Annotated in this window: 28 protein-coding genes; 3 read left to right on the forward strand and 25 right to left on the reverse strand. The window is 37.6% G+C overall.

Annotated features, from left to right (window positions below; translation table 11 throughout):
* Positions 1 to 79: 79 nt before the first annotated feature.
* The 14 genes from K8L98_RS23465 to K8L98_RS23525 form a co-directional block, all read right to left on the reverse strand.
* Positions 80 to 1,384: a lipid II flippase MurJ gene (locus K8L98_RS23465; protein WP_223438569.1), complete on the reverse strand. Its 1,305-nt coding sequence runs from the start codon at positions 1,382 to 1,384 to the stop codon at positions 80 to 82.
* A complete protein-coding gene (locus K8L98_RS23470) occupies positions 1,369 to 2,448 on the reverse strand; it encodes a glycosyltransferase family 4 protein (protein WP_223438571.1) in 1,080 nt (359 codons plus the stop codon). Before K8L98_RS23470 ends, K8L98_RS23465 begins: the two co-directional genes overlap by 16 nt.
* Complete coding sequence (locus tag K8L98_RS23475; RefSeq protein ID WP_223438573.1) at positions 2,420 to 3,547, reverse strand: polysaccharide pyruvyl transferase family protein; 1,128 nt, start codon at positions 3,545 to 3,547, stop codon at positions 2,420 to 2,422. Before K8L98_RS23475 ends, K8L98_RS23470 begins: the two co-directional genes overlap by 29 nt.
* Complete coding sequence (locus tag K8L98_RS23480) at positions 3,548 to 4,087, reverse strand: glycosyltransferase (protein WP_223438575.1); 540 nt, start codon at positions 4,085 to 4,087, stop codon at positions 3,548 to 3,550.
* On the reverse strand, positions 4,023 to 4,463 hold the full coding sequence (gene pssD, locus K8L98_RS23485; protein WP_223443725.1) for a PssD/Cps14F family polysaccharide biosynthesis glycosyltransferase: 441 nt from the start codon (positions 4,461 to 4,463) through the stop codon (positions 4,023 to 4,025). The genes K8L98_RS23480 and pssD overlap by 65 nt, the downstream gene beginning before the upstream one ends.
* Entirely contained in the window at positions 4,450 to 5,709 is a 1,260-nt protein-coding gene (locus K8L98_RS23490; RefSeq protein WP_223438578.1) for a hypothetical protein, read from the reverse strand. The genes pssD and K8L98_RS23490 overlap by 14 nt, the downstream gene beginning before the upstream one ends.
* Position 5,710: 1 nt before the next feature.
* The gene (locus tag K8L98_RS23495; protein WP_223438580.1) at positions 5,711 to 6,373 is read right to left on the reverse strand and encodes a sugar transferase; all 663 of its coding nucleotides are present in this window, start codon (positions 6,371 to 6,373) and stop codon (positions 5,711 to 5,713) included.
* Positions 6,374 to 6,389: 16 nt separating this feature from the next.
* On the reverse strand, positions 6,390 to 7,271 hold the full coding sequence (galU, locus tag K8L98_RS23500) for a UTP--glucose-1-phosphate uridylyltransferase GalU (RefSeq protein ID WP_223438583.1): 882 nt from the start codon (positions 7,269 to 7,271) through the stop codon (positions 6,390 to 6,392).
* Positions 7,272 to 7,291: 20 nt separating this feature from the next.
* A complete protein-coding gene (locus tag K8L98_RS23505; protein WP_223438585.1) occupies positions 7,292 to 8,617 on the reverse strand; it encodes a UDP-glucose dehydrogenase family protein in 1,326 nt (441 codons plus the stop codon).
* Between the two features lie 212 nt (positions 8,618 to 8,829).
* Positions 8,830 to 9,594: a tyrosine-protein phosphatase gene (locus tag K8L98_RS23510; RefSeq protein ID WP_223438587.1), complete on the reverse strand. Its 765-nt coding sequence runs from the start codon at positions 9,592 to 9,594 to the stop codon at positions 8,830 to 8,832.
* A 129-nt stretch (positions 9,595 to 9,723) separates the two neighbouring features.
* Positions 9,724 to 10,422 carry a CpsD/CapB family tyrosine-protein kinase gene (locus tag K8L98_RS23515; RefSeq protein ID WP_420828807.1) on the reverse strand — a complete coding sequence of 233 codons (699 nt, stop codon included), beginning with the start codon at positions 10,420 to 10,422 and terminating at the stop codon, positions 9,724 to 9,726.
* Entirely contained in the window at positions 10,412 to 11,161 is a 750-nt protein-coding gene (locus tag K8L98_RS23520) for a YveK family protein (RefSeq protein WP_223438589.1), read from the reverse strand. Before K8L98_RS23520 ends, K8L98_RS23515 begins: the two co-directional genes overlap by 11 nt.
* 230 nt (positions 11,162 to 11,391) lie before the next feature.
* The gene (locus tag K8L98_RS26625) at positions 11,392 to 11,523 is read right to left on the reverse strand and encodes a hypothetical protein (RefSeq protein WP_275976726.1); all 132 of its coding nucleotides are present in this window, start codon (positions 11,521 to 11,523) and stop codon (positions 11,392 to 11,394) included.
* A gap of 156 nt (positions 11,524 to 11,679) precedes the next feature.
* Positions 11,680 to 11,823: a YwzD family small protein gene (locus tag K8L98_RS23525; protein WP_223438591.1), complete on the reverse strand. Its 144-nt coding sequence runs from the start codon at positions 11,821 to 11,823 to the stop codon at positions 11,680 to 11,682.
* 221 nt (positions 11,824 to 12,044) lie between these two features.
* Between K8L98_RS23525 and K8L98_RS23530 the strand changes: the two genes are divergently transcribed.
* Both K8L98_RS23530 and K8L98_RS23535 read left to right on the forward strand, forming a co-directional pair.
* Positions 12,045 to 13,655 carry an SWIM zinc finger family protein gene (locus tag K8L98_RS23530; RefSeq protein ID WP_223438593.1) on the forward strand — a complete coding sequence of 537 codons (1,611 nt, stop codon included), beginning with the start codon at positions 12,045 to 12,047 and terminating at the stop codon, positions 13,653 to 13,655.
* Positions 13,645 to 16,401, forward strand: a complete 2,757-nt coding sequence (locus tag K8L98_RS23535) for a DEAD/DEAH box helicase (RefSeq protein WP_223438594.1) — start codon at positions 13,645 to 13,647, stop codon at positions 16,399 to 16,401. The genes K8L98_RS23530 and K8L98_RS23535 overlap by 11 nt, the downstream gene beginning before the upstream one ends.
* A gap of 372 nt (positions 16,402 to 16,773) precedes the next feature.
* Here the strand turns inward: K8L98_RS23535 and K8L98_RS23540 are convergent, their stop codons facing one another.
* From K8L98_RS23540 to K8L98_RS23550, 3 genes are all read right to left on the reverse strand, one after another.
* On the reverse strand, positions 16,774 to 17,277 hold the full coding sequence (locus K8L98_RS23540) for a hypothetical protein (protein WP_223438595.1): 504 nt from the start codon (positions 17,275 to 17,277) through the stop codon (positions 16,774 to 16,776).
* A gap of 149 nt (positions 17,278 to 17,426) precedes the next feature.
* Positions 17,427 to 17,774 (reverse strand): single-stranded DNA-binding protein, encoded by a 348-nt coding sequence (gene ssb / locus K8L98_RS23545; RefSeq protein ID WP_133312790.1) that lies wholly within the window; start codon positions 17,772 to 17,774, stop codon positions 17,427 to 17,429.
* 157 nt (positions 17,775 to 17,931) lie between these two features.
* Positions 17,932 to 18,330: a hypothetical protein gene (locus K8L98_RS23550; RefSeq protein WP_223438597.1), complete on the reverse strand. Its 399-nt coding sequence runs from the start codon at positions 18,328 to 18,330 to the stop codon at positions 17,932 to 17,934.
* Between the two features lie 259 nt (positions 18,331 to 18,589).
* Here K8L98_RS23550 and K8L98_RS23555 point away from each other — a divergent pair, with 259 nt between their 5' ends.
* Positions 18,590 to 19,045 carry a YwpF-like family protein gene (locus K8L98_RS23555; RefSeq protein WP_223438599.1) on the forward strand — a complete coding sequence of 152 codons (456 nt, stop codon included), beginning with the start codon at positions 18,590 to 18,592 and terminating at the stop codon, positions 19,043 to 19,045.
* A 24-nt stretch (positions 19,046 to 19,069) separates the two neighbouring features.
* Here K8L98_RS23555 and K8L98_RS23560 read toward each other — a convergent pair whose 3' ends face one another.
* The 8 genes from K8L98_RS23560 to spoIIID form a co-directional block, all read right to left on the reverse strand.
* On the reverse strand, positions 19,070 to 19,345 hold the full coding sequence (locus K8L98_RS23560) for a hypothetical protein (RefSeq protein WP_223438601.1): 276 nt from the start codon (positions 19,343 to 19,345) through the stop codon (positions 19,070 to 19,072).
* A 137-nt stretch (positions 19,346 to 19,482) separates the two neighbouring features.
* Entirely contained in the window at positions 19,483 to 20,454 is a 972-nt protein-coding gene (locus K8L98_RS23565) for a nuclease-related domain-containing protein (RefSeq protein WP_223438602.1), read from the reverse strand.
* Between the two features lie 548 nt (positions 20,455 to 21,002).
* Positions 21,003 to 21,437 carry a 3-hydroxyacyl-ACP dehydratase FabZ gene (gene fabZ / locus K8L98_RS23570; protein WP_223438604.1) on the reverse strand — a complete coding sequence of 145 codons (435 nt, stop codon included), beginning with the start codon at positions 21,435 to 21,437 and terminating at the stop codon, positions 21,003 to 21,005.
* 67 nt (positions 21,438 to 21,504) lie between these two features.
* Positions 21,505 to 21,762, reverse strand: a complete 258-nt coding sequence (locus K8L98_RS23575; protein ID WP_223438605.1) for a DNA-directed RNA polymerase subunit beta — start codon at positions 21,760 to 21,762, stop codon at positions 21,505 to 21,507.
* Positions 21,763 to 21,779: 17 nt separating this feature from the next.
* Positions 21,780 to 22,571 (reverse strand): flagellar hook-basal body protein, encoded by a 792-nt coding sequence (locus tag K8L98_RS23580; protein ID WP_223438606.1) that lies wholly within the window; start codon positions 22,569 to 22,571, stop codon positions 21,780 to 21,782.
* 13 nt (positions 22,572 to 22,584) lie between these two features.
* On the reverse strand, positions 22,585 to 23,403 hold the full coding sequence (locus K8L98_RS23585) for a flagellar hook-basal body protein (RefSeq protein WP_223438607.1): 819 nt from the start codon (positions 23,401 to 23,403) through the stop codon (positions 22,585 to 22,587).
* Between the two features lie 213 nt (positions 23,404 to 23,616).
* Entirely contained in the window at positions 23,617 to 24,618 is a 1,002-nt protein-coding gene (mreB, locus tag K8L98_RS23590) for a rod shape-determining protein (RefSeq protein WP_223438608.1), read from the reverse strand.
* Positions 24,619 to 24,767: 149 nt separating this feature from the next.
* The gene (spoIIID, locus tag K8L98_RS23595; protein WP_070875369.1) at positions 24,768 to 25,043 is read right to left on the reverse strand and encodes a sporulation transcriptional regulator SpoIIID; all 276 of its coding nucleotides are present in this window, start codon (positions 25,041 to 25,043) and stop codon (positions 24,768 to 24,770) included.
* Positions 25,044 to 25,242 lie beyond the last annotated feature (199 nt).

The raw sequence follows: 25,242 nt of genomic DNA on the forward strand, positions 1-25,242 counted from the left end.
TAAAAAACAATTCTATAAAAATATAAATGTATAAGGTAAATAGTTTCTAGCGATTAAACTATTTACCTTATTTATTTTTTTAGCTTTGTTCTGTTTTCAATTTATTCCTCAACAAAACATGAAAAATAATAACCATGATCAAAAGTACACCAATATTAATATAAGGTATTAGTAAAAATGAAGTTGTACTTTTGAAAACATAAAAACCCGCTGTTGAAATAATGACTAGAAAAATTAACGAGACATAATTGACTGCTTTTTGCATTTTAAAACCGTACAGAAATCTAGTTTGTAAAATCATAATAATAGAAAGAGGTATTGTAAAGGCATAAATGCCAAGTGCATCAGATACTATACTAACTGAGCCAAGATCAAATTCCCCTCTCATAAAGACAAGTTTTGTAATTAACTCAGAGTACATAAACATAATAATAGCGACAATGGAAAATAAAACAAATAGGCTAACACAGAGTTTAGAATACAAATTTTTTAAATATGCTAATTTGCCCTCTCTTATTTTCCTTGAGATTAATGGGAAGATCATCGCTCCAATACCTACTAGCATCATACCTTGCGGGATTGATACTAACTTAGTCGAATAATTTACAGCTGAGACTACCCCTTCTTCATAATGGGTTGCATACATTCGTTGAAGTATGTTATTTATTTGTAATGAAGCCCCGCCAAAAATGATCGGTAATGATATGCCCCAAAACTCTTTTACAGTCATTTCATTTTCTTCTACTTTATTAGGTTTAATATAAACTGGCTCTTTTGTTACAAATGCAGCTTTCATCATTAACAATGATAGCCAACCAATGATTGTACTTAAGGTGAAAGCTAAACTAAATGTAACGTAAATATCCCATTTAAAAAAGTCCAAGGGAACAAGATAGATTAAAATGACAAAAAACACATTTGCGATAATCAACGAAATTTGCGGATATACCGGTTTTGAGATCATATTAAATAAGCTCGTCCTAAGTGATAAAAAGACATAGGCAGGAATAGACCAGTAGATCACTAAAATAGATGGGTGAATGAAGTCTTTATATACGAAATAAATGGTTAAAATCAACAGAAATAAACATATTGAAGCAACTCCAATATGTTTATAAATCGTTTTTAAACCTTTCATAAAACCTGAATTATTATTTTTCGAATTGGCAAATATAATAATGGAAGTTGATAATGCCCCGCCAATTATTAAATAAACATAAGTTGGAATACTTAATAGTAAAGATAGATTATCAGCTATAAGTGTCGTACCAAATTCATTTGCAATGACAAGTTCTCTAACGAAGCCAACAATTTTCCCAAGAAACGACAATATTCCGATCACAATAAAGACAAAATATTTATTTTTTGTTATTTTAGGAAACATTTATATAGCCTCTCTACTTTTGATACTTGTTGAGATATGGTCATACTGCGAGCATATTTCATATTTTCTTTTGTAATTTTATCCATATCTTCACTTTCTACGATTGTTAATCCCTTTTTAATCGCAGAAGAAATATCATTTGCATTTTTAGCTTCAAATAAAATCCCTCTATTTTCTGCTAAGAGTTCTGATAAACCACCGACATTTGAACCAAGAACTAACAGACCGCTTGCCATAGCCTCTAAGGTTACTAGACCAGCACCCTCATTGTGAGAAGGCAAAATTAGCATTTTAGAAGCACTGTAATACTCCTTTAGTTCTCTTTTTCCAATTACTCCTGTAAATTCTACATTCAAATTATATTTATTTATGATTTCCGTACATTTCTCATAAACACTCTTATCATGTAAAGACCCTACTATACAAACATTCAATTGAGGATAATTCTTTAATGCTTCAAATAAATCTATAACACCTTTTGACTTTATAAAATTCCCTACAAACAATATATCGTAATTTTTTGTTTTTTCATTTGGGATGGTAAGGAATGATTCATCAATTCCCATATTAAAAACAACAACTTTTTCTGGATTTACTTCAAACTCTTTGACAATAAGACTCTTTAGATAGTCACTAACACATTGAACGCAATCTGCCCTATTTAAAATATGCTTTGTCATTGATTTATGAAGCTTCGTCCTCTTTGCCATATTGTCAACGTCTCCGCCATGAACTGTGACGATTGTTTTTGAACCAAGAAATTTGAAAAGGTCAATCAATAATGCAGTAGGAAAAACATAATGGAAATGGATAATTTGATATTTTTTAGAAGAGAGGAACACTTTTAATTGCTCAAGGAAAAACGTTAAATATTTTGATATAACATTTTTTTTGCCTTTCCGATGATTATCAATCACAATCTTATCGATATGAAAACTCTCTTTTAATCTTTTATAATGGTTATAAACAAATGAACCGAACGCAGCATTTTCTTTAGAAGGAAACATATTACTTACTAATAAGACTTCATTATTCTTACTTTTTCTCTTCGATAACTGATTCAAGAATGCTTACACCCTTTGCAAATTTGCTTTGATAGATAGAATTCGCCTTAATGATATTATTTTTATTACTCTCTGATTGATTGATTTCTTCGATAAGTTTATCAACATTTAACTCATCAATTTTAAAGAAATTATTCTCTAATTCCATTTCACCAAAAAAGCCTTCTACTTTATGGTGATAACCGATACCGTAAATAGATGCATTGACTAATAAACCAATGATAAGGGAGTGCAGTCTCGTACCTACGACTACATCTAAATCTTGTGTGAATTCAATCAAAGATTTTGGACTAAGTATTTCTTCATTCAAAATTACATTTTGTTTTTTTGTTTCCTGATAAATTTCATTTGCAAGTCTATGATCATCAGGATACTTTGTGCTATATAAGTAGATTTGATTATTTTTATTTTCAGAAAGGCCGTGAATTAACTTGATAATGTTATTTTTATATTGTTCAAACTTTTCTTTATCATATTCTGGCCAATAATAATCCGCAAAATAGGGTAATACCGTTATCCCAATTTTTTTTACTCCAGCTTCTCTTGATATAGCTAAGTGCTCATTGCCAAAGGCTGGGTCACCAATAATTTCGATTGAACGGTTCCCTGAGATCAGTTCATTCAAGATTTTTTTGGACTTTTCATCCCTTACACTAATTACCTTAGAAGAATTTAAGATGTTTTTTACAATTTTCTTACCCAAAGATGTTTTTAGGGGACCTGCTCCTACCCCATGCACAATAAGTGTGCCATCTCGTTTAACAATATTTTTCACAATAAACCAATACAAAGGTAAATCTCTTGGATACATATCCATTAGAATACCCCCGCCACCTAAAATAACAATGTCAAACTTTTGTTTTAATTTGAGTATTTCTTTTATAGAAAATATGATATTGACTAATTTAGATTTTTTCTCTTTATAGATCAGACTTTCTTTCACTACACCTTCAACTGTATCTGTATTATCCTTATTATTCGTAAAAACCGTTATTTCAATATCCTTATTAATCGTAAACATTGTATGAATTAATCCTGATAAAATCGCATCATCACCAGCATTACGGTTACCATAATTACCAACAATCGCTATCTTCATTTAACCAATCTCCATATAATTTATTAAATCATCTATAAGATTTTTTTCATTTGTTATCGTTGCGATTTTTAAATCCTTATTTAAAAGTTCAGCATTAAGATCTTCAATTTCATGAATGACAGGAATTTCATATTTCCCATGAAAATAATCTGACATCTCTAATTGATGATCGTCCACATGTTCATTATACTTCTGTCTTCTCGGTACAATAATAATTGGTTTTTTCAAAGTTAACGCTTGATTAATTGAACTGGTGCCTGCATGAGTTATTATAAGATTCGAAGCTTTGATTAACTCATTTAATTCCTCAGCATTTTTAAAATCAAACCAAATTATATCACTATTTTTTGGAGGGGAACTATAACCAGTTTGAATAGTAAACTCATACTTCTTACTATCATCGGCTAAAGTAGATAAATGATTTATTAATCTTTCAAATCCAAATTTCTGAGTACCTAAAAGAACTAATATCTTCTTAATAAAGACCACCTCTGTAAATAGCTTTTTTATATACTTTTTGCATATCTGGCCACTGTACATAAAATCGATCTGCAATGAAATACATTAGTCGACCAGTCAAAGTAGGGGATTTTACCTTCGCAAAACTTTCAATAAAGATAATTTTTGAACCCATAAGTTTCCCAAGGATCATACAAGGAATAACCGCACCTGCACCAGTAGAGATAATATATTTAGGCTTTGTTTTTCTTAATACATGAAAAGAAATTCTTGTGTTTGCAATAATAGTCTTCACAAAATTTTCTTTTCTATTAAACATATTTAAAAAGTACATATCATCCTTTGGCATTATAGAAGGATGCTTTTCAACCAAATAGGCAACATCCTCCTTATTTAAAGCCGCAGCTATTTTATTAACTTGAGTAAAATGTCCACCTGTTGAACTAGCTATCAACACTTTCTTCAACTTTTTTCTCCTTTAATTCCGCAGAAATTAAGCCCAACAATGTAAAAATAATGATAAATTGCGGACTTGAAAAATATATTTGTTCAGCTAAAGATTCTAAGAAAGCATGAATAAAAACAAAGATAAAAATGTAATAGTAGTAACTATTTAATCTTTTTTTAATTTGTTTTCGTTTCTTAAAAATAATTAAAAACACACAACCATAAAGGATGATCCCTAATAATCCTGTTTCTCCAAGTATCGCTGGCCAAAAAGTATCAGTCAGCCACATTGGATTATCTGGGCTTAATCCCCAAACATGATTTAATCCGAATTCATAGTAAACGCTACTATATGGATCAATTGACTGAAATGTTCCGTACGTTCCAAAGCCAGTGCCGAATGGGAAGTAATCTTTTGCTATCACAAACGAAAATAAATATAAAGCCTTTCTCGCTGACTCATCATAGTCAATTTGGATATATCTTTCAATCGTCAATGATAATAAATCGCCAAAGAAAAATAAAAAGGTAGGTGCTACAAATAAAATGACTACTATTATTCCTAATATCTTATTTTTTGATTTAAAAAGTAAATAGGAAATAAGAAACGCTAGTAACATGATTACTTTAAAACGTAACGAAATAATTGCAAACAAGAAAAAGATAATGGATATAATAATATTTTTTTTGTTTTTATTACTTAAAAACTTCGAGAACATAATAATTCCACATAAACTCATAAACCATCCATAGACACCTGGATGTGTCATTAAAGACTGTACACTTACTAAACCGGCCCTAATATCTGCACGATATTCCAGATTTAATAATGCTCTAAATCTTTCATAAAATAAAAAGTCAATCACCGCAAAAAACATAAGTAAGTATCCAATAACTATCATTGTTTTTAATATTAACTTAATTTTATTTTCATTTTTTCCCGTTAATTCGAAGATTGTTAAATATACAATAAACCCCTTCACTACTAGGAAAGAGCTAATGATAGAATTTATTGTGATTCCGTCTCTTAAAAAACTTGATATAAAACCAATTATTAAAAATGCTATAGCTAGTAAAGATACTATCATTGTATGTTTTGATATGGTTTGAGTCTTAATTAATTTAACCAAAACCAAAAATGCTAAGAAAACAACAATGATCTCATCTGTCATATCAATAATTGGATGTATATTTACAGCTAATAGTTCCTGAAATAATAAGACTACTAAAAGAATTTGAATAACAATTCTGCTCATTTTATTCTCCATTAGGAATTAAAATTATTTTTATTGTCATAAAAATAATTTTAAAGTCAAAGAGTATCGTCCTATTTTTCAGATAATAAAGATCTAGTTGAACCATTTCTTCAAATCCAACATTATTTCTTTCTGTTGCCTGCCAGAGTCCCGTACATCCTGGTGTTATTAGTAGTCTTTGTAAATGGTTCTCGTTATAAGTTTCTACTTCTCTAGGTAACGGCGGACGTGGTCCGACCAAACTCATTTCACCTTTAAATACATTAAACAATTGTGGAAGTTCATCGATAGAAGTTTTTCGTATGAATTTCCCAATCTTCGTAATTCTTGGATCGTCCTTCATCTTAAACATAGCTCCAGGAACTTCATTATGCTTTAATAATTCTTTTAATCTATCTTCTGCATCATGAACCATTGATCTGAATTTGATCATATTAAATTCTTTGCCATTTTTACCAACCCTTTTCTGAATAAAGAAAACTTTACCTTTCGGGTCTTCCAATTTGATTAAAATTGCTACTAGTAAAAAGATAGGGAACAATAAAATTATTCCGATAAAAGAACCAATAATATCTATAACTCTCTTTCTCTTTTCGTATAGACGTTTTAATTCTAATCCGTCTCCAATTTCTGGCTCTATAACTGTAATAGAGTAGCCTTCCATATACTACTTTCACCTCTTACCCTTTAACTTTCATTACATTTAATAGGTCTTCCATGTATCTGATCATGTCGTCCTTAATATCCTCATGTTTTAAGGAAAACTCAATTGTTGTTTTAATAAATCCTAACTTCTCACCAACATCATATCGAGTACCTTCAAAGTCGAAAGCATATACGGATTGTTTCTCATTTAAGTGTTGAATAGCGTCTGTTAGTTGTATTTCTCCACCCGCACCTGTTTCTTGATTTTCTAATAATTCAAAAATCTCGGGAGTTATTACGTATCTGCCCATAATTGCTAGATTAGATGGTGCTGTTCCTTGTGCAGGTTTTTCTACAAAACGGTTTACTTTATAGAGTTTTCCATCTTTTTCTAGCGGATCTATTATTCCATATCGATGTGATTGATCTTCAGCAACTGATTGAACACCAATCACAGAAGACCCCGTTTTCTCATATTCATTAATTAACTGCTTTAAACAAGGAGTTTCTGCTTCAACAATATCATCACCAAGTAATACCGCAAATGGCTCATCACCAACAAACTTTCTAGCACACCATACTGCATGTCCTAATCCTTTTGGCTCTTTTTGGCGTATAAAATGAAGATTAATTTCTGATGAATGTTGTACTTTTTCTAAAAGGTCAAATTTCCCTTTACCCATTAAATTCTGTTCAAGCTCAAAATTATGATCAAAATGATCTTCAATCGCACGTTTCCCTTTACCTGTCACAATAATAATATCTTCAATCCCAGACTCAATTGCCTCTTCAATTATGTATTGAATCGTAGGCTTGTCCACAATTGGTAACATTTCTTTAGGCATTGCTTTTGTTGCTGGTAAAAAACGTGTCCCTAATCCCGCTGCTGGAATAATCGCTTTCCTAACTTTTTTCACTTTAAATCCCCCTTGACTTATCAAACATTAAGTAACTGTAAATTTTTAACTGAAGGTCTTCCCATTGAGTGGTATTCAACAAAATAGTTTTCAACAATTTTAGGATCATAACAATTACGCCCATCAAATATTACTGGTAGTTTCATATTTTCTACAAACGTACCTATTTCTAAATCTTTAAATTCATTCCATTCTGTTAAAATCAACGCAACATCAGCATCTTTTAATGCATCAACAGTATTTGTCGCATATTTCACATTCGAATCTAATATTTTCGTCGCATTCTCCTTAGCAACTGGATCATAGGCTACAACATGCGCACCTTTTTCAACTAAATGTTTCGTAATAACTATAGATGCTGCCTCTCTCATGTCATCTGTATTTGGTTTAAATGCTAATCCTAAAACTGCAACTTTCTTTCCTTCTAAGCTGTTAAACCGTTTGTTCAATTTATCTAGGAGGATTTCTTGTTGCTTTTGGTTAACTCTGACAACACCTTTTAGTAAATCAAAATCATACTCTACGTTACCCGCAATTTGGATAAGTGCCTTTGTATCTTTAGGGAAACAAGAACCACCGTAACCAATTCCAGCGTTTAAGAATTGTGAACCGATTCTACTATCCTGTCCCATTCCATTCGCAACGTCTTCTACATTTGCTCCTACTTTTTCACAAATGTTTGAGACTTCATTAATAAAGCTAATTTTTGTTGCAAGAAAAGCATTAGCCGCATATTTAATCATTTCAGCACTTCGAACATTCGTTTTAAATACAGGAATGCCAAAAGGTTTATTAATTTCTTCTATAATACTAGCTGCACTTTCATTACTTGCTCCAACTACAATTCTATCTCCATTAAAAGAATCATAGATTGCAGCACCTTCACGTAAAAATTCAGGATTTGATACAAGATCAACTTTTACATTATGAACGAGATTGTTTTGAATCACTTCTTTGATCCAGTCATTTGTTCCTACAGGGACTGTACTTTTTGTAACTACCACTACATCTGTTTTAACATGAGTCGCAATATCTTTTGCTACTTGCTCAACAAATGATAGATTAGCCGAACCATCTTCTTTTTCTGGAGTACCCACCGCAATATAAATTACGTCAGCCTCTTCAAATCCTTCATTATGATTTGTTGTAAAGAACAATCTTCTTCCTTGTATATTCTTTTTCATTAATTCATCTAAACCTGGTTCATAGATTGGAGATATACCTTCACGCATTTTGTTTACTTTCTCTTGATCAATATCAATGCATGTAACTGTATGTCCAATTTCAGATAAGCAAGTACCTGTCACTAATCCAACATATCCAGTTCCTACTACTGCGATTTTCATCTATTTTCACCTTTTCTTTATAATTTCTCTTTCAAAAATATCTAACGGAAAAGTACTCTTTTTTAAGTACTCTTTCGTTAAATATCTTAAGTAAAATATTTAAATTGTGCATCAAACTACACCCATGACTACAAGCGTCTAAGGTCTTTCTACCTATAAAACAGCCGAGTGCCTCCATTGATAATGGTGGAGGAGGTATCACCAGTTCTTGCTTAAAAAATACCCAAAAACTTTTTCTTTTTGATTCTGCTTGGATCCATTCTATAAACTGTCAAATTCTTAATCAGTAACTCTGCGTTTTCTTTAAAAAGGTATACTGCATCAGATCCAAATTCATGATTAAGAACACCATATCCATTAGCCAGTCGAAATGGACGATTTTTAAGGCTGTGAACGTCCGAGGCTAAGAAATGGGTCAGCTGAGATTCAATGAGCTGCAGCGTGAATTTTTTGATGTTCTTTCCAAAATGACCCGTTAGGCTTGAAGCTGTGATTTGAGTAAGTGCTCCCTTGCTTACTAGCTTGTACAAAAGATCCGGATTTTCTATAATTTCTGAATTTCGTTCAGGATGGACGATGATTGGCGTGAGGCCCTTCATTTGGATGTCAAATAGCATTTGTTCTGTATATCTAGGTACATGTCCAGAAGGCAGCTCAATAAATACGTAGTTTGTGTGGTTTAGTGGCAGAATAAGATCATTTTCCAGTTCAATCAGCAGATCTCCATGAATTCTTGATTCCTGCCCTGGCAAAATGGTTAGAGGAACATTTTCTTTTTTTAATGATAGATTTAGTTTTTCGACTTTTTCGAGAATGTTCTGTTTATTGTTAATGTATTTTCCATTTTGATGATGGGGTGTTGCAATAATAGTTGTAATACCCTCAATAACAGCTGCTTTAGCAATTTGAATTGATTCTTCTAAACTGTCAGCCCCATCATCTACTTCAGGTAAAATATGTGAATGAATATCAATCATAAGAACCACCGCCCATTGTTAATTGTATAGGTATTATGAAATGCATTAATACCTATACATGTATAATACTTTGAGATAATAGCATAAAAAGAACTAGTCCAAAAGGGGTGTATTTTGTCGAATAATCATTTATTTTGATGCGTAATAATAATATTGATTATCCTGTTGCTTTTTGTTGTTAAGGACTGTTCCAAGAATTTTAGCCTGCGCTTGCTCTAAAGCATCCTTTGCCTTTTTAGCTGATTCTAACTCTGTTTTCCCGCTGCTTACAACAAGGACAACTCCATCAACCGCATTCGAGAGAATTTGTGCATCCGTTACCGCAAGCACTGGTGGAGTATCAAATAAGACGAAATCATACTCTCCTTTAGCATCTTCAATCAGCTGTTTCATCCCTTTAGATGCTAAAAGCTCTGAAGGGTTAGGAGGAATGGGTCCACTAGTCAAAATAAACAGATTATCCTGATCTGTATATTTTGCAGCTTGGCTTAAGGTAGATTGTTTAGTTAATATATTCGTAAGTCCTACATGATTATCAACTTTAAATGTATGGTGGCCAGTAGGCTTTCGCAGATCTCCATCTATTAAGAGGACTTTTTTACCCTGTTGAGCAAATACTACTGCAAGATTTGCTGCAGTTGTTGATTTTCCCTCACCGGGACCAGCAGAGGTAACAATCATAGAGCAAATTTCTTCATCTACCGTTGAGAATTGTATATTCGTGCGGATTGTGCGATATTGTTCAGCTATTGGCGATTTAGGTGTTGTCATCGAAACTAAACTTCTGCTTTGTAATTGAAACATTTGCTTTCGGTCTTTACGAGCCAATAGACTCACCTCTTGTTCTTGTTATCTTATTTCCTGCATTCTTTTGATCTTTCATTTCTTGTTCCATATCTATGCGAGTAATCGCTCCTAAAACTGGTAAGCCTAAGTGTTTTTCAATGTCTTGCTCGTTTTTAATTGTGTTATCTAAGTATTCCAATAAGAAAGCTAAACCCACACCTGCCATTAGACCTACAACTAATGCAATAGCTATATTTAATACCGGCTTTGGTTTTATTGGTGATGGATCGATACCTAAATCAGCTGTTGATAAAATGCTAACGTTATCTACATTCATTATCGTTGCTATTTCTTTTTGGAATATAGCTGCAATTGCATTTGCAATTTCTGCTGCTTGCTTTGGATCTTCATCTTGAACAGAAATGGTTACAACTTGTGAATTTTGCTCACTCTCTACAGCTACATTTTCATTTAGCTGTCCGCTAGTCATGTTCAGATCTAATTGTTGAATAACTTTATCTAGAATCACTGGACTTTTAATAATCACATTATACGTATTAATTAATTGAAGATTCGTTTGCACCTCTCCAGGATTAAATGCCTGCTGATCACTTTTTGCTTGATTCACGAGAATTTGGGTAGAAGATTGATAGATAGGAGTTAAAATAAAGTAACTAATGATTCCACTAGTGGCTGCGGCGATTGCCGTGATAATAATGATGAGAGAAAGACGTTTCTTTAAGGTTTGAAACAGTTCTTTCAAACTGATTGTTTCTTCCATGTTGACCTCCAGTTAATTTTTGTAATAAAAAAAACACAAAGCTTATTATAATAAAAGACCTAGTTGATATCTACAAAATTTTACAATGAAAGTGATATTTTACTTATATTTTGTCGTTTATTATCTTTTTTTGAACAACAAATACAATTATAACAAGGAATTGTAAATTGTATATTAATTTTTTGTCCATTCAAAAAGGAGATTCGCTTTTTTGCGAATCTCCTTTTTTATCATAGGCCGTTAATTAAAACGGTTACAATCGCTGTAAGTAAAATTGTGAAAAATGGAATGGAAACTGTCATGATACGCTTTTTCAGCTCTTTTTTTCTTTCCATTTCTTCTGGTGTAATCCAATGACTCATTTGTCTAAATCCCCCCTCGAAACCTGTCGATATTTGTCAAAATGTTTATGATTATTATATCGGAGGGAATACTAATAGTGTAATAGAACTTTTGTCATATGGTACCGAAAAAAGTCCGCAAATTTTTCATTGCGGACTTTTTTCGGTGTTAATCTATTATGATGCGTATACTTTTCTAAATTGAAGAATCAGCTCATCCAGCAGTTCTTTGGTGGTAATTTCATTTGAATGCTCGCCTTTTTGGTAAGCGTGCATTAAAATTTGCAGAAGTTCTTCTTGTTTAAGGCTATTTTCTTTCATTCTACAAATTTTCCTTTCTTGTATTTTACAATTTTATACAACAAGCAGATTATACTGCGTTTTCTGTCGTATGGCAACTATTTATACCATTCGTGTCGAACTATCTTTTATGTCCCCGAATATTCTCAACTCTAAACCTTACCGAAAATTCCCTTTCCATTTTATCCTTTGTTCAATATCAGTTATAATGAAAGAATTGAATAAAAAAGGAGCGGTGTGCCATGCTTCAGCATGAACTGGATAAAGAGTTGATTCTGCATGCGGGTGAAGAGCTGCAGGATCAGCTTTCGCCTGAGTTAGAAGACGATCGCAATCTTGTTAAAAAAGGGCTGATGCTGTATCGGCAGAGCAGCGTGTACAACGTTAAAATAGATGGACACACAGTGAGCGCCAATGTGCAGGATGTAACGCCTGTTCGGGTTGTGCTTGAGCTTGATTTTTTTACGATGAGTTCATGTTCCTGTCCTGCAGATTTCCCCTGCCGTCATGTTATGGCATCTTTTCTCTATTTATATGCAAGCGTCGAACGAGTCGGTACATATATGGACGCTTGGAATGCCAAGACGCAGCAGGCGATTCTTGCCCAGCTGAAGCCAGCCAGCCAAATGATACCGTCTGTGAGCTGGAACGATGATTCGCTTTCAAGCTGGCTATCGTTTTTTGAGTTTGAATATAAGCGCTGGGCTCAAAATCGGCCGCGCAGCATTCAGCAGATTCAAAGCTTGTACAACCATTACTATCCCGTGTTGAAGAAGAAGGCTCCGAAAAATGCGGACCTCAGACGGTTTTATACTATACATGCAAACCTTACGACATTGTTCTACATGCTTCGTCTACTTAATGAGACGAAACCAAATGATCATTTGTTACACCATGTTTATCATTCTTATTTTGAAGAGTGTATTGAATCCATTACATACGAGCTTCGGGAGATGCGGAAATTCGCGTTGCCTTTCTCTCTGGACTCACTTTTTGAGGAGAGCATCGAAGTTTTTCATCAGCTGCTTGATGTCAGCAGTTATTTGCAGTTTGAACGGATCAGTCTTTACCGTGCTCTTTGGATCGGTCTGCTTAATCGGAAGAAGTGGATTGAGCGAGAGGTTGACTGGCTGAATGAGCAGTTAAGTGAACGGGATGTTCCTGAATATCGTCTTGCTTTGATTCATATGGATTTCCTGCAGGGTGATGATGATGCTTTGTTTGAGAAGATGAAAGTCTTTAATGATGGAGCTTTTCCGATTTTGTATGACTGGGTTGGCGATCTTGTTTCCCGGAAAAATTGGAAACGTGCTGCGAAATGGTTTACGTATTTGCTTGGGAAATCGGATGCTTTTTTAAATAGTGACATTCCATATGAAGAAAAGCGCCGTTCGATTCGTTTTTTCCTTGATATGCTGTCAGAGTATTCGACTCAGACCAAGGATGAACGGCTGTATGAGAATGCCTGCCGCAATCTTCTTCCATTTAGCTACGCAGAGTATCATCATTTTCTCGTGAACCGTAAGCAATTCAGAACATGGGCAGAGCTGCATTTGCTGCTTGGGTTTGAATTGTATGAGATTGACCGTGATTTGTTAAAGATGATAGAGAAGGAAAGTCCTGAGTCGCTGCTGACCATATATCACCATGCGATACGCCAGGAGATCGCTCTCAGGACGCGAACGAATTATAAGCTTGCGGTGCGCTATTTAAAGAAAGTGCGTACGTTATATAAGAAGATAAAGAATGAAACGCAATTTGAAATCTATCTTGAAAAGCTTTCACATGAGCACCGGCGCCTGCGTGCTTTTCAAGAGGAGCTTAAGAGAGGAAAGTTGATTCATGCTGAATGATTTGAAGATCTCCGTCCATACGGAACAAATCGAGAATTTTCACTTTTACGTATGGTGCACAACGAAGGATGAGAAAACGCTCGGAACGAATCATATGCGGCGCTACTTGTTCACATGGCATGAATCCTCTTTCTTTGGATCGCTGCTGGAAGATGTGAGCTACATTGGGGTCCCTTCTGTTCTGCTTTCCCCATGGATGATGGTTGAGCTGATCGGAAAAGATACGACGAATTCGCTGGCTGATATCGAGTACAGCGGCGATGCTGTCCCGCTGATTGATGCAGCAGAGGCCATTTACGATTGCATTGTGAACGGCGAGTTTATGCCAGATTTTGAACGGTGGAAAAGTGGTTCTTTTGGATGGCGTGATACTGCTGGTGAGCTTGAAGGGTTTACAGCTGATTGGCTGTCTGCGGCTGTGAGCGATTTAATTGAGAGGAATCCGGATCTAGGGCGGGCATGGAGTGACATTGTTGAGGCTTATACCGCTACTGAAAAGTTTGAAGGTCATTTTCTTGACGAGCGCGACTGGCTGGAGAAGATTGGCTTCTTAATTGATGATGCTCCGTTTACGATTGGCCTGCGGTTAAACGAGCCTGATTATGATGGCGACGATTGGAAGCTTGAGCTGTTTTTACGGGACCGAAAGAACCCGGATTCGTTTCATCTATTTCAGGGGCTAAAGGATTTGCCGACTCCTTGGCGAGGTTATATGGACCGGATTGAACGCGAGCAGCAGCGCTTTGAGGAAATTGTGCCGTGGCTTTCTTTTCAAAATGGAAACACGCATATTACCGAGGATGAGGCGTGGCTCTTTTTAACAAGTGCGAGTGAAACGTTTGTAAATACCGGTGTCGAGATTCTCCTGCCATCATGGTGGCAGGTTGTCCGTGATTCAAAGGTGATGCTGAAGGCGAAGATGTCGTCGGCCCCGCGTGGACAATCCTTTGTCGGCATGAACTCGCTGATTGATTTCAACTGGCGCTTTGCGACGAATGGCGTGGAAATGAGCGAGGAAGAATTCATGGGGATGGTGAATGATAACCGCCGTCTTGTGAATTTTAAAGGACAGTGGATTAAGTTAGACCCTGCTTTTATCAAGCATGTGCAGTCGATTTTGAAAAAGGCGGAAAAAGAAGGTCTGCATTTTTCCGATATTCTGCAGCAGGAGCTGGCTGACGCACGTGATAGTGATGATGAGGTTCTTGATTCAAGAGCATTTGCGAATATTCATATTGAGCTTAGCCGACAGATGAAGTCGATGCTTCGTCAGCTTACGGAGATAACGGATATTCCGAAGCACGATGTTCCTTCGACGTTTCACGGTGACCTTCGTCCTTATCAGCAGCAAGGCGTTGACTGGCTGCTGTTTCTCCGGAAGTTCCATTTTGGAGCTTGTTTAGCGGACGATATGGGTCTCGGGAAAACGATACAGATGATCGCTTATTTTGTTTATGTATTAGAACACGAAAAACGAGAAACACCATTTTTAATCATTGCTCCAACTTCGGTTCTCGGTAACTGGCAGAAGGAAATTGAGAAGTTTGCTCCTAGTTTGAAGGTTCATCTTCATTACGGTCCTAATCGGGCAAAGGGTGAAGATTTTAATGTATCGCTTGCCGATACGGATATTGTTTTGACGTCTTACGGCCTGTCTCACGCCGACCATGAAGAGATTGCTTCTGTTGCGTGGAGCACGATTTGTTTAGATGAAGCGCAGAATATTAAAAATGCGCACACTAAGCAGTCCCGTGCGATTCGGAAATTGAAGGGCCAGCATCATATTGCCCTGACAGGAACTCCAATGGAAAATCGCTTAACGGAATTGTGGTCGATTTTTGATTTTATCAATACAGGATTTCTTGGCAGTTTGCATAGTTTCCATAAGCGATTTGTGCTGCCGATTGAGAAGGATCGGGATCCGGCGATTATCGGAAACTTGCAGCAGCTGATTAAGCCGTTCCTGCTGCGCCGGACGAAGCGTGATGAACAGGTTGCGCTGAATCTGCCTGAGAAGCAGGAGCAGAAAGAGTATATCCCGCTTACGGTTGAGCAGGCATCTCTTTATGAACAGCTCGTTAAGGATACCTTTGATCAGGTGTCACAGCTTGCTGGAATGCAGCGGAAGGCTTTGATTTTGAAGATGCTCGGAAAGCTGAAGCAGATCTGTAATCATCCGGCACTTTATTTGAAAGAGGAACGTGCGGAAGCAGTGACGACCCGCTCTCATAAAATTGAGAAGCTGCTTGAGCTTGTGACGGCGATTCGGGAGCAGGATGAAAGCTGTTTGATTTTCACGCAGTATATTGGCATGGGCGAGATGATTCAATCCCTGCTTGAGCGTGAGTTTGGAGAGAAAGTCTTGTTCTTAAACGGCAGTGTGGCAAAAAATGCGCGCGATAAGATGGTGGAGCAGTTCCAGAATAAAGAGTATTCGATTTTGATCTTGTCACTGAAAGCTGGAGGAACTGGTTTGAACTTAACCGCTGCGAACCATGTCGTTCATTATGACCGCTGGTGGAACCCTGCTGTTGAGAACCAGGCTACAGACCGTGCATACCGCATAGGGCAGAATCGTTTCGTTCACGTGCATAAGCTGATTACTACAGGAACTATTGAAGAGAAAATCGATGGCATGCTGGATAAAAAGCAATCGCTGAACGATGAAATTATTCAAAGCGAGAGCTGGATCACAGAGCTGTCCACAGACGAACTGGAAGAGCTCTTCACCCTCTCCATGAGCTAGGAGGCGCACGACATGAGCAAGAAAAAAGAAGATTTGAAGAAAGAAACAATGAGTGCAGAGTGGAAGAAGCTGTATGAATTGATTGCTAAGAAGGTTGGGAAATAGGGTTATGTTGGGACCAGTCCGTATTGGGCTGGTTTTTTGTATTTTTTTAGTGGTTTTTCTAGATGCAGTGGGGTATTTAAAGGTTTTGGGGAAGCTGTTGGTAAGGTAATTCCGTCAGACAGTTGGATTACTTTCCAATATGGGGTTTTTACTTGCCGGAATGACTCTTTTACTAGCGGGAATCGGACAAATACTTGCCAGTATAGAGTAAATACTATCTTTTTTCCAGATACCTCCTAATTTAACATGAAAAAATCAACCTCTTTTTTAAGGCTGATTGAGTTCATGCAATTTAAAGATTTCTATGTCATGCTCTGCTGATTTTTTCTTTAAATATTCTAGTTCAAGACGCTGATATGACAGTTCTTTTAGGAGCGTCTTATCTCTAGATTCGCTTTTTGCTGCGTTGTCATTGACTTTCCCTTCTAATGCGGCCATTTCTTTAAGCAGCATGTTGTCTCTTTTTTCGCTTTTTACTTCATTGTCGTCAATCTTGCCCTCTATGATTGCCATCTCTTTAAGCAATTCTGCCCTCATTCCAGACATTTCTGTTTTCAAACTCAAGACATCTGTTTTCACTTCTGACATGTCTGTTTTTAGGTTTGAGACATCCGCTTTCACTTCTGACATGTCTGTTTTTAGGTTTGAGACATCCGCTTTCACTTCTGACATGTCCGTTTTTAAATTTGCAACGTCTGTTTTTATCTCTGACACTTCTACTCTAATCCCGTCGATACCAGTGAGAATTCGGGTTAGCAACTCTTCATTCATCAAATGATACCTCGCTTTCTTAGTCTTATTATATCCTACTTTCCCCTTCTCAAGAAAGAACTAGCCGGAGAGTTCCGGCTAGTTAAGTGAGGAAGTGGGGAGTTCCTTGATTCTGTTTCTGTGAGGGGTTTTGAGGGTTTGTAACTTTGTTATTTTTCTGTTACTGCAAGCTCACGGGTTTTGCCGCCCATGAAGCGTACGGAGTCAGCGACGACTTCTGTGACATAGACGCGCCTGCCTTCCGAGTTTTCGTAGTTGCGGGTCTGGATGCGCCCGGATACGCCTACGATTGAACCCTTGCGGCAATAGTTCGCTGTGTTTTCTGCCGTTTTTCTCCACAGGGTGCAGTTGACGAAGTCTGTGTCCATGTCACCCGCTGCATTTTTAAATGACCGGCTCACTGCGAGTGTGATATTGGCGACAGGCGCCCCTTCCGCTGTGTAGCGCATTTCCGGGTCTTTTGTTAAGCGTCCGACCAGCGTGACTGAATTAATCACCTAATTCCTCCTCTCTTTAGCTTACAAGGCTATTGTAGCGGGTAATTGGAATTAGGAAAAATCTTGAAAATGTCGTTTTTGGGTTTTGAAAAGTGATTTTCCCAGTAGAATTTCAGTGTTTTCTAGGCTCATTTCTTACGATTCGTTATGTTTGCTGCTATTTTCTATGTATTTGAAATAAATAGGATTGCTGTTCATGACCTGAAAAAGTGATGCTTTGGAGAATAGCTTGAAATGCTTGTGATGCGATGAGTTCATTCTGAATGGCTGTTTCTTCATAACGCTTGGTTTGTTCGATCCATACGTAAGATTTGATGGACATTTCATTTTTTAATAAATCAAAAAGAATTCTTACGATTTGAAGCTTGTCTTTTGTTTCGTATAATATTTCTACTGACGCTTCCCTATGTACTTGGAAGTGGTGGTACTTTGTTTTGCCGGCAATGATCTCCCCTACTTTTAATAATAATGATTTATCATCTAACCTTTCTCTCACTATTTCACTCGTTTTTTGCAGATCTTTTACTGAAATTGTTTTTAACTTAATCGTCTCCATTGATCAGCCTCATTTCTTAAAGTTTGCTATTTTACCATAGCAAATTTACGAGTTTATGAAAAATGCCGGATATAGGCATTTTTACTCATATATTGTCATATTTTGTATTAAACCTCTCTCTTCCTCTTTTTTCCTCTTTTTTTCATCTGTTTAATTGATTCATTCTGCTCATCCCTCCGTTTGGTGCTTCACTCTTTCTGTATGATATAATGTAACAATAACCATACATGAACGATAAACTGGACTAAGGAGGGTATTTATGAAAACGTTTAGACTCGTAGGGCTGACAATTGAAGTGCAAGGAGAAAACGGTGCTCGTTTAGAAGAAATCCCCTTATCGGACGGACTGATCATCAACAAAGAAGACGGGGAAAATCATTGGATGATTGAGGCTCTTTTACAAAAGGAACACCGCTCATACTTTGAAACACTCTCGCAAAAGAAAAATGAACTGCATATTTATGTAACAATTTCCAAAAAAACAAACAAACCCGCCGAGATCGTGGCGAAGATTAAATCCATCATGGTCCTGGAAGAACATATTTCTGTCTTATTTGAGGGGCGGATGCTCGCGCGAAAAGCAAAGAACGAGCCTGAAAAATTGCTTGAGGATTTGCTGACAAAAGGTTTGCACGGTGAAGACCTAAAGAAGGCTTTCAAACAAAAGCTAAAAGAACAAAGAGAATTAAACGTGAAAAAGTCCCCTCAAACGTGAGCGGGACTTTTTCTATTTATGCTGCTATTTGTTTTCGTCTTTCATATCGTTTTCCATGTCATGTTCCATATCTTTCTCGTCTTCTTCCATGTTGTTCTCATCTTTCTGCATGTCTTCTTCCATATCCTGCTCCATGTCCTTCTCTGTTTCGTCCTCAACAGGAGGCGTGTCATCATTTGGCACTTCTTCTTCAATATTGTTATCTTCCGGTGGTGCAGGATCCTGATCGTCCGCACAGCCCGCAATCAGCATAGCTGCTAATAATGTACCAGAAATTTTAAGTATCCACTTCGTATTCATAATCATACTCCTTCCTTAATTAGACCTTTATCCAGCGGTCGTGGTTAGGGTGTCCAGAATGATTAGGTTTATTCGGAAAATTTGTCTAAAGCAGGTGTTACAGTATTTATTTACCACATATGTGGAAATGTAAACGTTTATTTTAAAATGGGGAGCTGGTATTTGCGGTTTTTATAGGAGCCTGTGTGGTGGAGGTTTAGTACAGTTAATAATTTAGACGCAGAGCTCATTGAAGAGATTCTTAGAAACTGCCTTATTTCTTTATTTGTAATGGTCGGCCCAAGTAACAAAGCGTAATCATTCAAAGAGGCGATATAAGCTTCTTTAGATGTGAACATGCATTTTTTGCAAACCCAGCTTCCGCTAATTTTTTTCATCGGGATTGAAAAGCATTGTGTGCAATGAACACCTGTTATTAAATCTGACCTTGATAGTTGAAATTGTTGAAGTAGATCCGGGTTATTTGGTGAGTGGTGTTTAATAAGTTGCCTTGACAGCTTATTTAAATCCTTAATTGTTAAAATCTGATCTTTATACCGATTATCCAGTAAACGAATTTTATCTTGGAGTGATCCTGCATGTAACACTTTTTTCAATACTGTTTCTGAGTAGTTTGGAATGGTTTTAAGAATAGCTGCGGGATTGCTGATGACGATATAAGAATGCAGCGGCATACTGGGGTAATTGTGTTCAGACAGCCATGTTTGAAGATTTTTCTGTTGGCGCCTTACTTGAAGAATTGGATCAGGGAATGCTTCTTCTCGTCCATTTAGTGTTCGTATTAGTTGTTTAAATGTCTGATCGAAACATAGCGTTCCACTCATGTTTTTGACTTCAAGAATTAGAATATAGGATCTAGTTAGGATCACAATATCTAATTGAAAATAATGTTCTTTATTCAGCAGTCTAATATCGTGCAGCACAAGGAACTCTTTACTTGATAACGGTAGCAAATGATAATCAATTGACTGTTCACCGCGATACCCCGCCATACTTTTAGCATACTCCTCTTCAATTTTAGCTCTTATTATATGGTTCTGGAGCAGCCTCCTTAGTAAAGCCTGCAGCTTTTGAATTTTTACAGGTAATTGTTTTTCTTTTTTTATCAAAAGATCACTCCTTCTCTTTATTAATTTTGTTTATTTCTAGATTTATTTTTAAACTCCTTTGCAGCGCGGCAAAATAGAATTTTATTTTTGCTCAGATTCAAGGATGAAGTGATTTACTTTCCAAAATGGGACTTTTACTTGCTGGAATGCCTCTTTTACTAGCGAGAATCAGGTAAATACTTTCCTTTTTGGAGCTAATACTTTCTTTTTTCCAGATACCTCCTAGGTACGAAGGCTATGATCACCGTTCAATCCTATTTTCTGTTCAAGTTCTCTATTTTCTGCCGGCAATCAGGCTTTTTCTATTTGCACTTGGCTATTTAAGTTTTTTCTTTTGAACTGGATGGAATCTGACTGTGATTAGCCGCTCAGATCCAAGGATAAATCTGATTTACTTTCCAAAATGGGACTTTTACTTGCCGGAATGCCTCTTTTACTAGCGAGTACCGGGTAAATACTTTCCGGTTTGGAGCTAATACTTTCTTTTTTCCAGGCACCACCTAAAAATCAGCACAAAAAAACGATCCCGACAAGGATCGCTCGCAAATCTATTCTTTCTTTTCACCCAGCGCAAACATCAATTCTGTTTCACATACGACTTCGCCGTTTACTGTAGCGATGCCTTTGCCTTTGCCGAGTGATCCGCGCAGACGGATGATTTCAACTTCGAGGCGGAGCTGGTCGCCTGGTGTTACTTGCTTTTTAAAGCGGCAGTTGTCGATGCCTGCAAAGAAGGCAAGGCGGCCGCGGTTTTCTTCTTTGATCAGCATGGCAACAGCGCCGACTTGGGCGAGTGCTTCAACGATTAGGACGCCTGGCATGACTGGGTATTCTGGGAAATGGCCATTGAAGAATTCTTCGTTTGCTGTTACGTTTTTTAGTCCGATTGCACGCTTGCCTTCGTCTACTTCAAGGATTTTATCGACGAGCAGGAATGGATAACGGTGCGGAATGATTTCTTTGATTTGTGTGATGTCTAGCATTTTAGTACCTCCTCCTAGTACAACCTATTAGTTCTATTATACACAAAAAGGAGGGGGTTAGCCCTCCTTATTTTTCAGATTCTTTTTCCACCAGGTCAAAGACATGCTGCCATGTTTTTTTATCGAAGACGTCTGTTGGCTTTCCATCACCGAGTACACCGTAGCCAATCATCGCACCGCTGATTGCGGCAATGGCCATGAAAAAAAGCAATAAAACAATGCGCAGCCAGATCGGAAATAGTCTGATTCTGATTTTGCGGCTGCTGGATTCTTCTGTTTTTTTCGTTTCTTTCATTTCTTCACGAGACCGTTCGTTTGTACTCACTGTAAAAACCCCTTTGTTTATCTCACGCTATTGATTAACCCGAGCATTTGATCGCCCATGGTGATAGATTTTGAGTTTAATTGATAAGACCTCTGAGCTACCATCAGCTCAGTCATTTCTTTTGAAAGATCGACATTTGACATTTCAAGTGCACCTTGCTGAACGCCAATTTGATCACGGTTCAAAAACTCGATCGTGCCGTTTGGTGCGTTCTCATTTAAAGCGTACCGATTTCCGCCCTGTTTTTCAAGCATAGATTGCTGATTTACCCCAACTATTCCTAATTGAACGGACTGATTGCCCGGATCTGCCGTTAATCTGCCATCAGGTGTTACCTTCATATTTTCAAACGTATCATCAAAGAAAATCGGATTTTGATTTTCATCAAGAACAGCGTGGCCTTCAGATGTGACAAGCTGAAGCTGCGCATTTTCTGCAGGATTCAAATATAGAGCTCCATCACGTGTATACTGCACCTCACCGCTTACTTCTACTTGCAGGAATTGGCCAGGCTTTGTCAGGGCAAGGTCAAACTCCCGATTTGTCACCTTGATGCTGCCTTGGGTATACACGGTTTGTCCCGTTACCATCGCTCCGACTCCAGGCCGAACGCCAAGAGCTGTCGACCGCCCAGCAGGGTCGTCCTGAAGTCCGGCATTGTTTATTTGCTGATTAAGGAGTTCCGAGAAGCCTGTTTGTGTGCGCTTGTAGCCTTGTGTATCAATGTTTGCCATGTTATTTCCGATCAGATCCAGCTGTTTTTGCAGCTGACCTAATGTATTTGCAGCCGTAATCATCGAACGTAGCATGCTTATCCCCCTATTATCTTACCCTGCCGATTTCATTCACGGCTTTATCCATACTTCTATCGTAAGCCTGCAGCACTTTTTGATTCGCTTCAAAAGCGCGGTAAGCTGTCATCATTTCGGTATACGATTTGGAAACGTCGACATTTGAGCCTTCCACATAACCCTGCTTTAGCTGATACGAAATTTCAGGATTATTGACCGCAGTCGGCAATCCATTTCCATCCTCGGTCCGGTAAAGACCATTTCCTTCTTTAATTAACGTTCTTGTGTCACCGGCAAAGACAATTTCGATTTGTGCCTGTTCAACCCCATCCACTCTAACCGTTCCGTCTGATGTGATTTCGAATTGATCTGAAGCAACTGAAATGGGCTGGCCGTTCGTTCCTAAAACAGGGTTGCCTGCAAGAGTAAGCTCGCCGTTTTCATTTCGTGTAAACTGTCCATTGCGTGTGTAGCGCAATTCAAAAGCTTGATTCTGCACTGCAAAAAGCAAAGCACCTTTCGCATTCGTCTCCTCATTATAGGGAACCAGCTCTTCAACTAAGGCAACATCGCTGGAGAGACCTGTTTCACGGAGATCGCCCTGTGTAAATTGAGGAATCATCTCTTGAAGATACACGCCAGTATTCAGCGTTCCGACAGCCTGCGTGGCAGGAGCAGGAACCTTGCTGCTTTCAACTCTTTTCAAAAGCATTTCCGGGAATGCCTTTAGCGCTGCCTGATCCGATTTATATCCAGGTGTATTCGCATTGGCTATGTTATTTGACAGCATCTCTGTTCTCCGCTGCTGGGCAAGCATCCCTGCTGTCGCTGTATAAAAACCTCGTAGCATTCTTTCACCTCATAAGAGATTCATTCTCTTTTTTCGACAATTTTTTCTATTTTCATTATATCTGACTATTTGGAACATCACCGTAAAAATTTATAAGTTTCATAAAAAATCGAAGGTACACTCTTAAAATCGGCACGATTGACGAAAGGTTTATAGGAAGTGAGAAAAAACAAAAAAACACCAGTCCAAAAACTGATGTTTTTCAATAATCAATTATCCAAACTTGCGTCTACTAAGGCGATCGACGTTATCAAGCATGATGCCTGTGCCGATTGCTACACAGTCCATTGGATTTTCTGCGATTAAGACAGGAACCTTTAATTCTTCTGCCATCAACTGATCCAGACCGTTCAGAAGGGCTCCGCCGCCTGTTAAGATGACGCCGCGGTCGATGATGTCCGCAGAGAGTTCAGGAGGTGTGCGCTCGAGTACGCTTTTTGCAGTTTGAATGATGAGGGCTACTGATTCACGCAGTGCGCCTTCAACTTCTTCAGAATTAACGGTAATGGTACGGGGCAGACCTGATACCATGTCTCTGCCGCGAATGGCAATTTCTTCGTTGCGTCCGCCTGGGAACACTGTCGCTACTTGCGTTTTAATATCCTCAGCCGTACGTTCACCAATTAAGAGCTTGTACTCTTTTTTGATGTAATTTAAGATTTCCATGTCGAACTTGTCCCCAGCCATCTTAATAGAAGAGGCGGTGACAATATCGCCCATTGAAAGGACTGCGACATCTGTCGTTCCACCGCCAATATCTACTACCATATTTCCGCTTGGCTGAAAAATGTCCATGCCGGCGCCAATTGCTGCGACCTTTGGTTCTTCTTCAAGATAAACGTATTTTCCGCCGCTCTTTTCAGCAGCTTCTTTAATGGCTTTTTGCTCAACAGAGGTGATATTCGTCGGACAGCAGATGAGCATCCGCGGTTTCGTGAATAAACCCTTTACATTTAATTTGTTGATAAAATGCTTGAGCATAGCTTCTGTTACTTCAAAATCAGCGATGACTCCGTCTTTTAATGGACGAATCGCAACAATATTCCCAGGAGTACGTCCTACCATTCTTCTTGCTTCTTCTCCAACAGCAAGAACCTTGCCCGTGTTCTTATTAAGTGCAACTACAGATGGCTCGTTTAAGACGATGCCTTTTCCTTTTACGTGAATTAGTACATTTGCAGTACCAAGGTCAATTCCTATATCCCTTGCAAACATTCTTACCATATCCTCCTTGCAATCTGATCCCAGCAATTCCTACTTTGTGCCCTAATTTCATATTGTATCATAAATCACTAAAAAAAGTATGAAATTGTAAAATTTCCTGTTGGGATTTGTCGAAATTGCAAGAAAGACAGGTGATTTCTTTATTTTACTGGTTCTTCCTGAAGGATATCCTCCTTCCGATACTTAAGCTTCGTTGCTTCCCCGCCTCTTAAATGGCGTATCGATTTATGATAATCAAGGATTTCTTTCACTTCATTCGCAAGCTCTGGATTAATTTCAGGCAGTCTTTCAGTCAAATCTTTATGGACAGTACTTTTAGAAACGCCAAATTCCTTCGCAATCACGCGAACAGTTTTCCTCGTCTCCACGATATACTTTCCAATCTTGATAGTACGTTCTTTGATGTAATCGTGCACACCACTCGACCTCCCTAAAATGGATGTGAGAAGTGTGAAATGAGACTCGCATACTTAATTACAGCAGCCATTTTCCGCGTAGCTGAATGTATAATAGCACCATTGCTGCGTTTACGAAAAATATTCACGATCCCTCACCTCATACACTCTCTTTGTTAGGTTTGTAACATTTTATTAGCTTGGATGAAGATATATGCTA

Origin of the sequence: Metabacillus dongyingensis, from assembly GCF_019933155.2 — a bacterium.
GTDB lineage: Bacteria > Bacillota > Bacilli > Bacillales > Bacillaceae > Bacillus_P > Bacillus_P dongyingensis.

Excerpts from the sequence above, each read along its gene's own strand:
- K8L98_RS23465 (WP_223438569.1), bottom strand. The coding sequence starts at position 1,384 with ATGTTTCCTAAAATAACAAAAAATAAATATTTTGTCTTTATTGTGATC.
- K8L98_RS23475 (WP_223438573.1), bottom strand. The coding sequence starts at position 3,547 with ATGAAGATAGCGATTGTTGGTAATTATGGTAACCGTAATGCTGGTGAT.
- K8L98_RS23480 (WP_223438575.1), bottom strand. The coding sequence starts at position 4,087 with ATGTACAGTGGCCAGATATGCAAAAAGTATATAAAAAAGCTATTTACA.
- K8L98_RS23490 (WP_223438578.1), bottom strand. The coding sequence starts at position 5,709 with ATGAGCAGAATTGTTATTCAAATTCTTTTAGTAGTCTTATTATTTCAG.
- K8L98_RS23495 (WP_223438580.1), bottom strand. The coding sequence starts at position 6,373 with ATGGAAGGCTACTCTATTACAGTTATAGAGCCAGAAATTGGAGACGGA.
- K8L98_RS23505 (WP_223438585.1), bottom strand. The coding sequence starts at position 8,617 with ATGAAAATCGCAGTAGTAGGAACTGGATATGTTGGATTAGTGACAGGT.
- K8L98_RS23510 (WP_223438587.1), bottom strand. The coding sequence starts at position 9,594 with ATGATTGATATTCATTCACATATTTTACCTGAAGTAGATGATGGGGCT.
- K8L98_RS23520 (WP_223438589.1), bottom strand. The coding sequence starts at position 11,161 with ATGGAAGAAACAATCAGTTTGAAAGAACTGTTTCAAACCTTAAAGAAA.
- K8L98_RS26625 (WP_275976726.1), bottom strand. The coding sequence starts at position 11,523 with ATGAGTCATTGGATTACACCAGAAGAAATGGAAAGAAAAAAAGAGCTG.
- K8L98_RS23525 (WP_223438591.1), bottom strand. The coding sequence starts at position 11,823 with ATGAAAGAAAATAGCCTTAAACAAGAAGAACTTCTGCAAATTTTAATG.
- K8L98_RS23530 (WP_223438593.1), top strand. The coding sequence starts at position 12,045 with ATGCTTCAGCATGAACTGGATAAAGAGTTGATTCTGCATGCGGGTGAA.
- K8L98_RS23535 (WP_223438594.1), top strand. The coding sequence starts at position 13,645 with ATGCTGAATGATTTGAAGATCTCCGTCCATACGGAACAAATCGAGAAT.
- K8L98_RS23540 (WP_223438595.1), bottom strand. The coding sequence starts at position 17,277 with ATGAATGAAGAGTTGCTAACCCGAATTCTCACTGGTATCGACGGGATT.
- K8L98_RS23550 (WP_223438597.1), bottom strand. The coding sequence starts at position 18,330 with ATGGAGACGATTAAGTTAAAAACAATTTCAGTAAAAGATCTGCAAAAA.
- K8L98_RS23555 (WP_223438599.1), top strand. The coding sequence starts at position 18,590 with ATGAAAACGTTTAGACTCGTAGGGCTGACAATTGAAGTGCAAGGAGAA.
- K8L98_RS23560 (WP_223438601.1), bottom strand. The coding sequence starts at position 19,345 with ATGAATACGAAGTGGATACTTAAAATTTCTGGTACATTATTAGCAGCT.
- fabZ (WP_223438604.1), bottom strand. The coding sequence starts at position 21,437 with ATGCTAGACATCACACAAATCAAAGAAATCATTCCGCACCGTTATCCA.
- K8L98_RS23580 (WP_223438606.1), bottom strand. The coding sequence starts at position 22,571 with ATGCTACGTTCGATGATTACGGCTGCAAATACATTAGGTCAGCTGCAA.
- K8L98_RS23585 (WP_223438607.1), bottom strand. The coding sequence starts at position 23,403 with ATGCTACGAGGTTTTTATACAGCGACAGCAGGGATGCTTGCCCAGCAG.
- mreB (WP_223438608.1), bottom strand. The coding sequence starts at position 24,618 with ATGTTTGCAAGGGATATAGGAATTGACCTTGGTACTGCAAATGTACTA.